The organism is Aurantimonas sp. 22II-16-19i, from assembly GCF_002088275.1.
Taxonomy (GTDB): domain Bacteria; phylum Pseudomonadota; class Alphaproteobacteria; order Rhizobiales; family Rhizobiaceae; genus Jiella.
In genome coordinates, this window is record NZ_AQQS01000019.1 from 16,872 (window position 1) to 31,292 (window position 14,421).

At 68.0% G+C, this 14,421-nt stretch carries 10 protein-coding genes and 1 tRNA gene; 9 read left to right on the plus strand and 2 right to left on the minus strand.

What is annotated here, in order from left to right; translation table 11 throughout:
* Nucleotide 1 precedes the first annotated feature (1 nt).
* The 5 genes from ATO4_RS15400 (at nucleotide 2) to iolB (ending at nucleotide 6,649) form a co-directional block, all read left to right on the plus strand.
* Entirely contained in the window at nucleotides 2–781 is a 780-nt protein-coding gene (locus tag ATO4_RS15400; RefSeq protein WP_083592425.1) for an ATP-binding cassette domain-containing protein, read from the plus strand.
* Nucleotides 781–2,721 (plus strand): 5-dehydro-2-deoxygluconokinase, encoded by a 1,941-nt coding sequence (iolC, locus tag ATO4_RS15405; RefSeq protein WP_083592426.1) that lies wholly within the window; start codon nucleotides 781–783, stop codon nucleotides 2,719–2,721. Before ATO4_RS15400 ends, iolC begins: the two co-directional genes overlap by 1 nt.
* The gene (iolD, locus tag ATO4_RS15410) at nucleotides 2,718–4,544 is read left to right on the plus strand and encodes a 3D-(3,5/4)-trihydroxycyclohexane-1,2-dione acylhydrolase (decyclizing) (RefSeq protein ID WP_083592427.1); all 1,827 of its coding nucleotides are present in this window, start codon (nucleotides 2,718–2,720) and stop codon (nucleotides 4,542–4,544) included. Before iolC ends, iolD begins: the two co-directional genes overlap by 4 nt.
* 280 nt (nucleotides 4,545–4,824) lie before the next feature.
* The gene (iolE, locus tag ATO4_RS15415) at nucleotides 4,825–5,733 is read left to right on the plus strand and encodes a myo-inosose-2 dehydratase (protein ID WP_083592428.1); all 909 of its coding nucleotides are present in this window, start codon (nucleotides 4,825–4,827) and stop codon (nucleotides 5,731–5,733) included.
* A gap of 91 nt (nucleotides 5,734–5,824) precedes the next feature.
* Nucleotides 5,825–6,649 (plus strand): 5-deoxy-glucuronate isomerase, encoded by an 825-nt coding sequence (gene iolB / locus ATO4_RS15420; protein WP_083592429.1) that lies wholly within the window; start codon nucleotides 5,825–5,827, stop codon nucleotides 6,647–6,649.
* Nucleotides 6,650–6,710: 61 nt separating this feature from the next.
* On the opposite strand, the gene ATO4_RS15425 is transcribed toward iolB, so the two are convergent.
* On the minus strand, nucleotides 6,711–7,511 hold the full coding sequence (locus tag ATO4_RS15425) for an exonuclease domain-containing protein (RefSeq protein ID WP_083592430.1): 801 nt from the start codon (nucleotides 7,509–7,511) through the stop codon (nucleotides 6,711–6,713).
* A gap of 246 nt (nucleotides 7,512–7,757) precedes the next feature.
* On the opposite strand from ATO4_RS15425, the gene ATO4_RS15430 reads away from it, so the two are divergent.
* The 4 genes from ATO4_RS15430 (at nucleotide 7,758) to ATO4_RS15450 (ending at nucleotide 12,045) form a co-directional block, all read left to right on the plus strand.
* Nucleotides 7,758–7,833 (plus strand) — tRNA-Thr (locus tag ATO4_RS15430).
* 229 nt (nucleotides 7,834–8,062) lie between these two features.
* Complete coding sequence (locus ATO4_RS15435; protein WP_176223012.1) at nucleotides 8,063–8,431, plus strand: iron chelate uptake ABC transporter family permease subunit; 369 nt, start codon at nucleotides 8,063–8,065, stop codon at nucleotides 8,429–8,431.
* Between the two features lie 379 nt (nucleotides 8,432–8,810).
* Nucleotides 8,811–10,001, plus strand: coding sequence for an aminotransferase class I/II-fold pyridoxal phosphate-dependent enzyme (locus ATO4_RS15445; protein ID WP_083592433.1), 1,191 nt, complete (start codon nucleotides 8,811–8,813; stop codon nucleotides 9,999–10,001).
* A 166-nt stretch (nucleotides 10,002–10,167) separates the two neighbouring features.
* Nucleotides 10,168–12,045: a thioesterase family protein gene (locus ATO4_RS15450; RefSeq protein WP_245308772.1), complete on the plus strand. Its 1,878-nt coding sequence runs from the start codon at nucleotides 10,168–10,170 to the stop codon at nucleotides 12,043–12,045.
* On the opposite strand, the gene ATO4_RS15455 is transcribed toward ATO4_RS15450, so the two are convergent.
* Nucleotides 12,013–14,370, minus strand: a complete 2,358-nt coding sequence (locus ATO4_RS15455) for an EAL domain-containing protein (protein WP_245308773.1) — start codon at nucleotides 14,368–14,370, stop codon at nucleotides 12,013–12,015. The genes ATO4_RS15450 and ATO4_RS15455 overlap by 33 nt on opposite strands.
* Nucleotides 14,371–14,421: the final 51 nt, after the last annotated feature.

The window sequence follows — 14,421 nt, forward strand, 5'->3', positions numbered from 1 at the left end:
GATGTCGAAGCCCATCGTCCACATGGACAACATCGAGAAGCACTTCGGCAATATCATCGCGCTTGCCGGCGTCAGCTTCGACGTGCTGCCCGGCGAGTGCCATTGCCTGCTCGGCGACAACGGCGCCGGCAAGTCGACCTTCATCAAGACCATGTCCGGCGTCCACAAGCCGACCAAGGGCGAGATCTTTCTCAATGGCAAGCCCATGGCCTTCTCGAGCCCGCGCGACGCCATGGAGGCGGGAATCGCCACGGTGTTCCAGGATCTCGCGATGATCCCGCTGATGTCGGTGACCCGCAATTTCTTCATGGGCCGGGAACCGACCAAGGGGAAATGGCTGTTCAAGCGCATGGACATCGACAAGGCCAACGCGGCGACCATGGAAGCCATGCGTGAGATGGGCATCAAGCTGCGCTCGCCCGACCAGGCGGTCGGCACCCTGTCGGGAGGAGAGCGCCAGACGGTCGCCATCGCCCGGGCCGTCTATTTCGGCGCGAAGGTTCTCATCCTCGACGAGCCGACCTCGGCGCTCGGCGTGCGCCAGACCTCCAACGTGCTGGCCACCATCGACCGGGTGCGCAAGCAGGGGGTCGGCATCGTCTTCATCACCCACAACGTCCGCCATGCGCTCGCCGTCGGCGACCGCTTCACCGTGCTCAACCGCGGCAAGACGCTGGGCACGGCGAGGCGCGGCGAGATCACCGGCAACGAGCTGCAGGACCTGATGGCCGGCGGCCAGGAGATGGCGGCGCTGGAAGGCTCCCTCGGCGGGACGGTCTGATGGCAGACGATCTGACGCACAAGGATCTCGACCTCATCACCATCGGCCGTTCCTCCGTCGATCTCTATGGCGGGCAGGTCGGCGGCCGGCTGGAAGACATGCGCTCGTTCGACAAATATGTCGGCGGCTCGCCCACCAACATGGCGACGGGCACGGCTCGGCTGGGGCTGAAATCGGCGCTGATCACCCGCGTCGGCGACGAGCATATGGGCCGCTTCCTGATCGAGGAACTCGCCCGCGAAGGCGTCGACACGACCGGCGTCGTCACGGACCCCGAGCGGCTCACCGCCCTCGTCATCCTCGGCATCCGGGACGACAGCCAGTTTCCGCTGATCTTCTACCGCGAGAACTGCGCCGACATGGCGCTCTGCGAAGACGACATCGACGAGGCCTTCGTCGCAAGGGCGCGGGCCGTGGTCGCGACCGGCACCCATCTCAGCCACCCGCGCACCGAGGCTGCCGTGCTGAAGGCGTTGGATCTCGCCCGGAAGCACGGCGCCCGCACAGCGCTCGACATCGACTATCGCCCGAATCTCTGGGGCCTTGCCGGCCATGGTGCCGGCGAGGAGCGCTTCATCGCCTCTGAGAAGGTCACCGCCAAGCTTCAGTCGACGCTGCATCTGTTCGACCTCATCGTCGGCACCGAAGAGGAGTTCCACATCGCCGGCGGCACGGTGGACACTCTCGCCGCCCTGAAGGCAGTGCGCGCGGTCTCCTCCGCCACCCTCGTCTGCAAGCGCGGCGCGGCCGGCGCCGCCGCCTTCACCGGCGCCATTCCGGCAAGCCTCGACGACGGCGAGGCCGGACCGGGCTTTCCGATCGAGGTGTTCAACGTTCTCGGCGCCGGTGACGGCTTCATGGCCGGGCTCCTGAAGGGCTGGCTCGACGGGGAGGCGTGGCCGCGCTCGCTCGAATACGCCAATGCCTGCGGCGCCTTCGCCGTCTCGCGTCATGGCTGCACGCCGGCCTATCCCTCGCTGGCGGAACTCCAGTTCTTCCTGAAGCGCGGGGTCACCGAGAGGGCGCTGCGCAAGGACGACGAGCTCGAGCAGATCCACTGGTCGACCAACCGAAAGGGCGATTTTTCGACGATGCGGGTCTTCGCCTTCGACCATCGCATGCAGCTCGAGGATCTGCCTGGAGCGAGCCCGGAGAAGATCGGCGCCTTCAAGCAGCTCTGCCTCGACGCGGTGCTCGAGGTGCAGGACGGGCGGCCGGGCTACGGCCTCCTCTGCGACGGCCGGCTCGGGCGCCAGGCGCTCTACCGGGCGGCGGGCCGCGGCCTGTGGATCGGCCGTCCCGTCGAGTGGCCGGGCTCGCGGCCGCTCGCCTTCGAGCCGGAGATCGGCGCCGATTGCGGCGGGCTCGCCGAATGGCCGGACGAGCACGTGGTCAAGTGCTTGTGCTTCTGCCATCCGGACGACGCGCCGGACCTCTGGGCCGAGCAGGAGGCGAGCGTCGCCCGGCTGTTTGCGGCCGCCCGCCGCAACCGGCTGGAGTTTTTGCTCGAGGTGATCCCGTCCAAGGCCGGCCCCGTCGACGACGACACGACGGCCACGGTGATCCGCCGCTTCTACGATCTCGGCATCTATCCCGACTGGTGGAAGCTGGAGCCGATGGCGAGCGTCGGGGCGTGGGAGAAGGCCTGCGCCGCGATCGCCGAGAACGATCCGCATGTGCGCGGCATCGTGATGCTCGGCCTCGAGGCATCGGAAGAGGCGTTGCAGGCGAGCTTTGCCGCCGCGGCACGCTTCGATCTGGTGAAGGGGTTCGCCGTCGGCCGGACGATCTTCGGCGAGGCGGCCAAGGCCTATCTTGCCGGCGCGCTGGCGCCGCAGGAGGCCGTGGCGATGATGGCGGACAAATACCGCCGGCTCTGTGCCCTCTGGGATGCGGCACGGGCTGGCCAGGCCGATGCGGCCGGGGAGACATCCAGATGACGACGATCAGGCTGACCGCCGCCCAGGCGATGATGAAATATCTCGCCGTCCAGATGACCGAGGCGGGAGAACCCTTCCTCGCCGGCGTCTGGGCGATCTTCGGCCATGGCAATGTCGCCGGCATCGGCGAGGCGCTCTACGCCGAACGGGAGATGATCACCACCTTTCGCGGCCACAACGAGCAGACGATGTGCCACGCGGCCATCGCCTATGCCAAGCAGAGCGGCCGCGGGCGGGCCATGGCGGTCACCTCGTCCATCGGCCCCGGCGCGACCAACATGGTGACGGCGGCGGCGCTTGCACATATCAACCGCCTGCCGCTGCTGCTCATCCCGGGCGACGTCTTCGCCAATCGCGGGCCCGATCCGGTCCTCCAGCAGGTCGAGGATTTTTCCGACGGCACGATCTCGGTGAACGACTGCTTCAGGCCGGTGACCCGCTACTTCGACCGCATCACGCGGCCGGAACAGCTTCTGACCGCCCTCCCCCGCGCCTTCCGCACCATGACCGACCCGGCCGAGTGCGGGCCCGTCTGCCTCGCCTTCTGCCAGGACGTGCAGGCCGAGGCCTACGACTATCCGGAGAGCTTCTTCCAGCCAAAGGTCTGGCGCATCCGCCGGCCCTATCCGGACCCGGTGGAACTCGTGGCAGTGGCGACGCTGCTGAAGGCGGCGGAAAAGCCGGTGATCGTCGCCGGCGGCGGCGTCCATTATTCCGGCGCGACGGACGCGCTGCGCGCCTTCGCGGAGAAGCACCAGATCCCGGTGGTCGAGAGCCAGGCCGGCAAGTCGGCTCTCGCGTGGGATCATCCGATGAATCTCGGGCCCGTCGGTGTCACCGGCTCGTCCTCGGCCAACGTCACCTGCGCAAAGGCCGATCTCGTCCTCGGCGTCGGAACGCGCTTCCAGGACTTCACCACCGGCTCGTGGAACCTCTTCAAGAACCCCGCGCGCAAGCTCGTCTCGCTCAATGTCGCCGCCTATGACGCGATGAAACACGGCGCCGAGCCTTTGTGCTGCGACGCGCAGGTCGGCCTCGAAATGCTCTCCGAAGCCCTCGAAGACGCCCGCTTCGCGGTGCCGAGCCCGGCGCTGAAGGCCGACTGGTTCGCCTCCGTCGATCCGCTCACCGCCGCGCCCGAAGGCAACGAACTGCCGACCGACCAACAGGTGATCGGCGCGGTGCAGCGGGCGAGCGGGCCGGACACGGTGGTGATGTGCGCGGCGGGCACCATGCCGGGCGAACTCCACAAGCTCTGGAAGGCCCCGCGCCCCGGCGCCTATCACATGGAATACGGCTATTCCTGCATGGGCTACGAGATCGCCGGGGCCATCGGCATCAAGATGGCCGAGCCCGATCGCGACGTCGTCTGCATGATCGGCGACGGCAGCTACATGATGGCGAATTCCGAGCTCGCCACCGCCGTGATGCTGGGGCTGAAGATCACCCTCGTCCTCACCGACAATCGCGGCTTCGGCTGCATCAACCGGCTGCAGATGTCGGCGGGCGGCGAGGAGTTCAACAACCTCCTCGACCACACCGAACACGTGAACAAGTCGAACATCGACTTCGCCGCCCATGCCGCCTCGATGGGGGCCGCGGCCGTCCACGTCGCCTCGATCGCCGAGCTGGAATCCGCGCTGGAGCGGGCGAAGGCGGCAGCCGGGCCGTTCGTGGTGGTGATCGATACCGATCCGTACCCGTCGAGCGAGCCCGGCGGCCATTGGTGGGACGTCGCGGTGCCGGAGGTTTCGTCGCGCGAGGAGGTGGCCGAGGCCCGGGCAGCCTACGAGGCGCAGTTGATGATCCGCGCAGGCGGGTGATCATGGGTCAGATGATCCCCATCATGGACAGGCCAAAGCCGCTGTTCCTTCAAAGGAACGGGACAAGGCCGCGCCCTTCGCGCCCCCCTCTGCCCTGCCGGGCATCTCCCCCACAAGGGGGGAGATCACGCCGCTTTGCCCTCTCAGAACGTTCGATCTCCCTCCTTGTGGGGGAGATGCCGGCAGGCAGAGGGGGGTACGGCGCGGCGCATCAGACGACGCATTCCCATCCTCTGCATAATCCGACGCTTTCCATCTCTCCCCCCACAGGACGCGCGCAATGATCCGCTTCGGCACCAACCCCATCGCCTGGTCGAATGACGACGACCACAGCCTCGGGGCCGACATTTCCCTCGAGACCTGCCTCTCCGAGGCCGGCGAGATCGGTTTCGAAGGCATCGAGAACGGCCACAAGATGCCCTGGGATCCGGCCGCGCTGAAGGCCGCACTCGAGCCCCACGGCCTCGCCTTCGTCTCCGCCTGGTATTCGCTGAACCTCCTCACCCAGACGGCCGAGGCGGAGATCGCGCTGATCCAGCCGCATCTCGACCGGCTGAAGGCCATGGGCTGCACGGTCTGCATCGCCTGCGAGACCTCCAACGCCATCCACGGCAGCGACGCGGCGAGCCTTGCCGCCTCCCCCGTCCTGCCGAAGGAGCGCTGGGCCGAGTTCGGCGCGAAGGTCGAGGCGGTGGCGCAGCACTGCGCGGCCGAGGGCGTGCCGCTGGTCTATCACCACCACATGGGAACGGTGGTGGAGACGCCCGCCGAGCTCGACCTGTTCATGGCCCATACCGGCCCGGCGACGCGGCTGCTCTTCGACGCCGGGCACTTCTATTTCGGCGGCAACGGCGTCGATCCGGCGCCCTATCTCGCCAAGCACATCTCCCGCGTGTCGCATTTCCACGCCAAGAACGTCCGGCCCGAGGTGATGGCCGAGGTTCGGCGCGACGGCCTCTCCTTCCTCGAAGGCGTACGCCGCGGTGTGTTCACGGTGCCGGGCGACGAGGAAGGCGGGGTCGATTTCGGCCCCTGCCTGACGATCCTCGCGGAAAACGGTTATGCGGGCTGGATCGTCATCGAGGCCGAGCAGGACCCGGCGGTGCGCAATCCGGTCGAGTATCAGTCGCTCGGCCTGAAGACGCTGAAGGCGCTGGCGAAAGAGGCCGGGCTTTCCGAAGCGTCCTGAGCGAGCCGGGCGAGCGGCACGGAACGGATGGCCGGGATGGCGACCATGCGGCTCCGGGCGGAAGACGATGAATGACGAAAGGAGCGCCGCGATGAGCGATCTCTTGCGCAAGCCGGCCGGCACCACCGGCAAGGTCCACGCCATCACGCCCGAGACGGCGAAGGGCCCGCTGTCGCCGGACTGGGCCTATGTCGGCTTCTCGCTCTACCGCCTCGCGCCCGGCGAGACCGCCGGCGAGGCGACCGGCAAGCGCGAGGCGATCCTCGTCCTCGTCGAGGGCAAGGCGGAGATGTCCGCCGCCGGCGAGGACTTCGGCGAGATGGGCGAGCGGATGGACGTCTTCGAGAAGACGCCGCCGCACTGCCTCTATGTGCCGAATGGAAGCGAATGGTCGGCGACGGCGACGACGGCCTGCACGCTGGCGGTCTGCACGGCTCCCGGCTCCGGCGGCCACAAGGCGGCGCGGATCGGGCCGGGCGGGATCCCGCTCGCCGACCGCGGCAAGGGCACCAACCTGCGCCACATCAACGCCATCGCCATGGAGGAGCGCGACGTCGCGGATTCGCTGCTCGTCACCGAGGTCTTCACCCCCGCCGGCCACTGGTCGTCCTATCCGCCGCATCGCCACGACGAGGACGCCTTTCCGGACATGACCTATCTGGAGGAGACCTATTACCACCGGCTGAACCCGGCGCAGGGCTATGGCCACCAGCGGGTCTTCACCGAGGACGGCACGCTCGACGAGACGCTGAGCGTTTCCGACCACGACGTGGTGCTGGTGCCGAAGGGACATCACCCCTGCGCCGCGCCCTATGGCTACGAGATGTATTATCTCAACGTCATGGCCGGCCCGTTGCGCAAGTGGCGCTTCAAGAACCATCCCGACCACGACTGGATCGCCAGGCGCGACGCCTGATCCGGGCGGGGCCGACGCGGGGTCGATGGGCGAGGCCCTTCTCCCGCGCCGCGCATCGACGTCACGCCCGCTGCGGCAGGGCCCGAGCCCCGCGGATCCCCCGCGTTCGCAGGTGATGGCGCGCCGTGAACACCGCATCGGCGCTCATCCCCGGCTCGCGGATCAGCCAGTCCAGATAATCGTCGGGCACCTGCGCGATGGGCACGCCCTTGTGGCGTCCGAAGCGCAGGCTGGCGAGCAGCGTCGGCGCATTGGAGACCGCCTCGGCCCGGTCGAGGAAATCGGCCAGATCATGGCAGCGCGGCATCAGCACCGCGGCGATCGCCCGCAGCAGGACGGCGGTGCAGACCGCGTCGTAGAGCGCCCGGTGCGGCGCGAGGCCCGCCAGCAGCGGCTCGACCGGCGAAAGATCCAGCGGCACGTATTTGACCAGGCTCTGCAGGCCATGCGCCTTGACCGACGGAAACGCCCGGAGCGCCAGCTTGTGGGTGCACAGCCAGCGACCGGAAAATCGCAGGCGCGAGCGGTCGAACTCGGCCCGCTGGGCGGCGAAGACCGGCGCCGCGCGAAACGCTTCCGCGGCCTCGGCGAAGGAAGGCGCGCCGGCGAGCATGCCGTCGGAGATGTGATGGACCTTGCGCGCATGCGGGTTGATCGCCACCCCGGCAGGATCGCAGAGGGACTGCATCGGATGGAAGATCTCGCCGCTGACGAGGTCGAGGTCGACGGAGCCGATCTCGATGACCGCGTCCTCCTCCAGCCTATGGCCGGCGGTCTCGGTATCGATCACCCGGACGATCCGCGGCGGGGCTTCGGCGAACAGCGAGGGCGTGACGGGGACGGGCGGAAACAGATCGGTCATCACCCCCAAGATCGCGCTTCTGAGCGATCAAAACAAGAACCATGCACGGCGGAGGAGAACGACGCGACGAGGATCGCGGGCGCTTGCCCGGCAGGGCCGACCCGCCTCAGCCTCGCGCGGCCGCCCGCCACCTGTCTCCAGGCTGAAGGTGCCATGGATTGCGCGCGGATTTGCCCTTGAACGCCCGCCCTTTTGCCGGTATCAGGACGGCGTCGACGCTTGGTGCCTCTTTGCCATTCGCCGCGCGCCCCAATAGCTCAGTTGGTAGAGCAACGCATTCGTAATGCGTAGGTCGCTGGTTCGAGTCCGGCTTGGGGCACCATTTTTCCCTTTTACGTTGATGTTTCAAACTGTCTCAGGCCGCGTCATGTGCCGCAAATTCCGCATACAATATTGATTTATTTGCGTGAACCGCCGCACTCCCGGGACTTCGATCGTCTCAATCCGCCTTCCTCGATCTCTATCGAAATCAACCCATCTCGTGCCCGCTGACGTAACCATGGCGTAACGAACTCGTTTGGTCAGCCCGTCGCTTCGCGTGGATTTCGGGCTTGAGCAAACTGGACAGAGCGATCCTTCGCGCCCTCGGCAGCGTCACGTCGCACAGCCTCGGCCTGTCGCCGGTGCGGGCGGGCGGGCTTCTGGTCACCCTCGCCGCGATCCTGACGGCGGCGGCGACGCTCGCCATCGGGCCGCTCTCCTTCGTCGGGCTGATGGCGCCGCATCTTGCCCGCAGCATCGGCTTCGCCCGGCCGCGAGAGCAGATCGTCGGCGTGGCGCTCCTCGGCGCGGCGATCATGATCCTCCCCGCCACCGCGGCGCGCGCCCTCGCCTTTCCCTATCAGCTGCCGACCGGCCTCTTCGCTGCCCTCGTCGGCGGCCCCTATCTGGTGGCGATGCTGCTTCGCACGCCGCGCTGAATGCCAAGCGGTCAGACCGAGGCGGACCGTCCGGCATCCCGGCCGCTTCGATTCGGCTCGGATGCGTGGTATCCGGCTTTGACCGAGACGCCGCATCCCGCTCGCGCTGACCGGAGCCGCGTCCGAGAGAGGCGGGGTCCGCCCGCCGCTGGATCTTCGAGAAGCGCCATGATCCTGAGTGAGACACGCCCCTGGGGCAGACATTGCGGCGGCCGTCGCATTCCTATCCCGGCTGGCTGCAGCACGCCCCCGACGAGCACCTCCCGATCGATCTCGCCCAAGAGGCGCTCGGCCTGATGGCCGGCCTGTCTGTCGACCTCGGCGCGGCCGGACCGAATCCCGATCGTCCATCCATCCCCACGAACCGGAACGCATCAACATGAAACGACTGGCCATAGCCCCGGACACCGCCCTCGCCCATGTGCGCGGCGCGATCGCGGACGTGGAGACCGACAACATCGCCCTCCTGGCCGAGAAGGCCGGCACGGTCGAGGACGTCATCCGCCTGTGGTACGGCGAGAGCGACGTGGTGACGCCGGAGCCGATCCGCCGCGCCGCGACCGAAAGCCTGGCGCGCGGGGAGACGTTCTACGTGCCGCAGATGGCCGGCCATCCGGCGCTGGCCGCCGAACTCGCGGCCTACCAGTCGGAGCTCCACGGGCTGACCCTCGGCCTCGACCGCTCGACCGTCACGCCGGGCGGCATGCAGGCCGTCCACCTGGCCCTGTCGCTGGTGCTCGAGCCGGGCACCAACGCGGTCTATGTGGAGCCGCAGTGGCCGAACATCCGCCATTCGATCCACCTCGCCGGGGCGCAGGCCCGTCCGGTCGCTCTCGACCTCGTCGACGGGCGCTGGTCGCTCGATCTCGACCGGCTGTTCGACGCCTGCGATGCCCGCACCCGGGCGATCGTCTTCTCCACTCCCTCCAACCCCTGCGGCTGGTGCGCCAGTCCCGACGAACTGGAAGCCCTCGTCGCGTTCTCCCGGCGCACCGGCATCTGGATCGTCAGCGACGAGATGTACAGCCGCCTCAGCCGCACCGGCCGGGCGGCACCGTCGCTCCTGCAGCACGCCGGGGACGAGGACCTGGCGCTCTGCATCAACGGGTTTTCCAAGGCCTGGGCGATGACCGGCTGGCGCGTCGGATGGCTGAACCATCCCGCCTCCATCGCCCCGGCCTTCCGGGCGGTGACGCAGTATGTGAACAGCGGCACGGCACCCTTCGTGCAGGCTGGCGCCCTGGAAGCTCTGCGAAGCGGCGAGGAAGCCGCCCTGGCGATGCGCGATCGCTGCGTCGCCGGGCTCGAGGCCGTGTATGCGCGGCTCGGCCGGTCGAACGCGATCCGCCTGCCGGAGATGCCGGAAGGCGGCATGTACGCCTTCTTCCCGCTCACGCCCGAGGGGGTCGACGCACGCCAGGCCTGCCTCGATCTCGTCTCGACGGCCCGCGTCGGGCTGGCACCCGGCGGCATGTTCGGCGACAGCACGATCAACTGCGTGCGCATGTGCGTGGCGCGGGATCCGGACGTCGTCGCCGAAGCCTGCGACCGGCTTCTCGCCGCCGTCTGAGGCGAGGTGCCCACGGACCAGGACACGGAACGGCCGGTTCCTGGTCCGCCTTGCGAGCGCGTCGTCGCCTGAGGCAGCCGCGCCCAAAGGATCGGGGCGCTTATAGTTAAGATTTTAGATATAGTCGGCTCGTTGATTCGCAGGCAGTCACGGGGCGGGCATGAACATGACGCGATCTCGGGCGCTTCGCTCGCTGAGCTGGGCGCCAACCATTTCCCTCTCGTGGATGTGGGGGCTCGGCTTCTTCTACTCCATGCACATCGTCTGGATCCAAGGCTGGACCGGCTTCTGGGTCTTCGCCCTGGCCAATGCCTGCGGACTGGCGCTGTTCGGATGCATCCTCGATTCCAGGCGGCGCGATCCGGAGACCCTGTTGGCGAGGATCGGCCCGCGCTTCGTGTCGCTGTTCCTCCTCTGCCAGATCGGCGCGATCGCGATCACACTGTTCTCCCTCGGCGCCTATCTGTGGCCGGTGCTGCTTCCCGATGCGTCTCCTGCGACAGGGCCGGCCCTGACGGCTCTCGTCGTCGTCCTGGCTTGCGCCATCGGCCATGCGAGCACGCTGCGCCGGCTGCGCTTCCTGCATATCGGCTATCTGGCGCTGGCGCTCGCGGCGCTCGCGGTCGCCTTCGCCGCCATGCCGGCCGGGACCGTCTCGCCGACCCCCGTCGAGGCGCCGGCATCCCTGTCCGTCTGGAGCTTCCTGCTTCCGACCCTCGTCGGCTTCGCCCTCGGGCCGTGGGGCGATCTGCAGCAGTGGCAGAGAGCCGTCGAGATCCGCCGGAGCGGCTCGTCCCCGGCGATCGCCTATGTCGGCGGCGGTGCGATCTTCCTCGGCCTGCTGATCGCCAATGCGATGCTGGCGCGAGCGGCCGGCGCCAACATCCTGATCGGCACCGACGGTGCGATCGGCGCGCAGAGCTCGGTCGCGGCGCGGCTGGCAGCGGACGGGTTCGGCCCCGGCCTCGTCGCCTTCGCCGTCTGGGCCGTCATTGCCGCCGTCTCCACGATCGACAGCTTCTATTGCGCCACGAGGTGGTATCTCTCCTCGCTCCTCGCCAAGAGCCTGCACCCGGCCCTCGCCTTCGTTCCCACGGCGGCCGCGGCGTCGCCGCTCTGGGTGCTGGCGCTCGCCGTCGGCGCGGCCGGAACGATGAGCGCGGCCGGCCTCTCCCAGACCGCCTACATGATGCCCTATGCGACGCTTCTCGTCGGCGTGACGGCCTGCCTCCTGGCCGAGTGCGTCGTCCGGCCGTCCCGCTTCGACGCCCTCTCCTGCTATCTCTGGGGGCTTGTCGCGGCGCTCGCCTTCTTCATCGGATACCGGGAGGAGATCGCCTTCCTGGTGCCGCTGTCGACCGCCATCGCGCTCGTCGGGGCGATCCAGCCCATCCGGTCGATCCTCGGCGCGGGATCGGGCATCGGTCAGGTCCGGACCACGACCATCGCCCGCACGGACCCGGCGCCGATCCGCACCGACACGGACGCATCCCCCGCCTCGCCGGACCGGCAGTCGCTGCCCCGGCCGGCCGCGCCCATGCCCGCCGCGAACAACGACGCGGGCCCCGCGCACGGCTTCGACGGCCAGTGGTTCGTGATGCAGGTGACCCCGACCTATGACGACACCAACTCGGTGGGGAACGTCTACTTCGCCAACTACGTCCGCTGGGTGGGCAAGGCGCGCGAATTGTTCTTCAACGCCTGCATGCCGAAATTCGATCTCGAGACCACCCGCTATTACGTCCTGACGAAATCGTTCCAGCACGACTTCCGCCGCGAGATCGCCGAGTTCGAACCGGCGACGATCCGGATCCGGATCGCCAGCCACAATCGCAAGTTCGTCACGCTCGGCCACGAGATCATCAGCGAACGCCATGGCCTGCTGGGCCGCGGCGAGCAGGACCTGATGTTCGTCGACCGGGAGAGCTTCAAGCCGCTCGACATCCCGGTGGACATCATCCGCGGCTTCCTGCCCTTCTGGCCGTCCAACCGCGCGGACAATGCAGCGGCCTCAGTCGACGACGGAGCGCGCAAGGCCAGCTGACCGCGTGCCGTCGCCGCGATGGTCGCCGCCGACGACCCGGGGCTCGAAACGCCTGGCCTTCCTGGCGATCATCTGCAGGGTGGCCTCCTGCGAGGCTGGCGCACCGAACAGGTAGCCCTGCAGCTGGGGGCAGCCGATCTGCCGCAGGCAGTCGCGCTGCGCCAGCGTCTCGACGCCCTCGGCGATGGTCGTCATGCCGAGAGTCCGCCCGAGATCGACGATCGTCTTGACGATGCTGACGTCGCTCTCGACCTCGGGCAGGTCGATGATGAAGCTGCGGTCGATCTTGATCTTGTCGACCGGCAGCTTCCGCAGATAGCTCAGGCTGGAATAGCCGGCGCCGAAGTCGTCGAGGGCCAGCCTGACGCCCAGCCGGCGCAGGTTTTCCAATACCGCCATGGCCTCGTTGGTCGTCGCCAGGAAGGCCGTCTCGGTGATTTCCAGCTCCAGCCGCGATGGCTCCAGCCCGAAGTCCGAGAGTGCCCGCGAGACCACCGCGACCAGATCGGAATGCCGGATCTGGATCGTCGAGACGTTGACGGCGATCGTCAAGGTGGGGTCCTGCCAGGTCGTGGCGAAGCGGCATGCGGTCCGCAAGCCCCATTCGCCGAGCGCCAGGATCGCGCCGGTCTCCTCGGCCAGCGCGATGAACTTTGAGGGCGGCACCTGCCCGTGGACGGGGTGGTTCCAGCGCATCAACGCCTCGAAGCCGCAGAGTTCGCCGGAGGCGGCCGACACCACGGGCTGATAGTTCAGCGTGAACTCGCCGCGATCGAGGCCGCCCCGCAGCTCGCCCATCAGGGATGCGCGCTCTTCCTTGTGCTGGTCCATCGCCGGCACATAGATCCGGTAGCCGCCGCCGCCGACCTCCTTCATCCGGTAGAGCGCGGCGTCGGCCTTGCGCAGGATCTCGTCCGACGTCGCATCCTCGCTGGCGATCGAAATGCCGATGCTCACGCCGACATCGAGATAGAGATCGTTGAAGACGAAGGGCTCCTGCAGGCGGTCGACGATCTTCTCGGCCAGCGCCGCGTTGGCTGCGACATCCGGCGTTGCGTGGAGGATCGCGAACTCGTCTCCGGCAAACCGCGCGATGACCAGGTCGGGTCCGGAGAACGCCTGCAGACGCTCGCCGATCTTGCGCAGCAGGTCGTCGCCGACCGCGTGCCCGAACGTGTCGTTGACCTGCTTGAAGCGATCGAGATCGAGGCAGAGGACCCCGTAGCCAGCCCCCTGCGGGCACTCGAGAAACGCACGCTGCGCCTCGGCGACGAGCTGCTCGAAGCGCCGCCGATTGGGCAGCTGCGTCAGGACGTCGTGGTTCGCGAGGTGGTCGAGCGTCGCCATGTACTCGTGCTGGAGCGTGACGTCCGAGCCGATGCCGCGGAAGCCCTGGAAGCGCTTTTCCCGGTCGTAGACGGGCTTGCCTGTCAGCGCCCACCAGCGCGTCGTCGACCCGATCTCGACCGGGATGTTGATGCGCTTGAAGGGCCGGCGATCGCCGATCGCCGAGAGGAGATAGGCCAGCTCCTCGCTCGGTGGGTCGAAGGCCGGCGTGACGAGGGTCTCGAAGCGGGACGACGCCAGGCAATCCCGATCGGTCTGGACGACCTCGGCGAACCGCGGCGAGGGCGAGCGGATCAGCCCTTGTGCGTCGGTTTCCCACAGCCAGTCGCTGGAGTTCTGTTCGAAGTCGTTCAGCAGGAGGCCGCTGACCTCCCGCTGCTTGTCGAGATCGACCTGCACGATCGCCCGGAGGCTGACCAGCTTGCTGATCTGGATCATCGTGGCGAAGATGAAGCCCGAATAGATCGCGAGCAGGATTGCGATGTTGATGTAGAAGGGCTCTCCCGTCATCGCGAGCGCGACGAAGGAGCCGAGGATGATGCTGCCCGAATAGAACATCCCCGCGGCAGGCACGAAGCCGACGCAGATGCCCGTCGCGATCAGGCCGGCGCAGGTCGCCGCGATCAGGAGCCGCCCGTCGGCATCGGCTCCGGAGAACAGCATGACGGGAATCGAGGCGAGGGCGATGCCGGCGTACGAGGCCACCCAGATCGTCCGTCGCCGGATGGTCCTGATGGTCAGCGCATTCGCCACCAGGCGTCCGCGCCGCCAAGACGCGCACGCCCGGAACCCGAGCCAAGCCAGCACGAAGTTGACCGCCTGAAGCCCGACCACATAGGGCATCGTCGACGGCTGCCAGAAGTAGTAGCAGACGATGATCGAGACGGTCAGGCCGGTGACGATGGTGAAGGGCGCGAGGCGAAGCGCGAGATCGAGCTGGTCGAGCCAGACCTTGTCGATCGTATCGCGATCCAGCACTGATCCGGTCCTGGCCAATTCGGGCGACCTGTTTGCCTTCGACATCTCGGA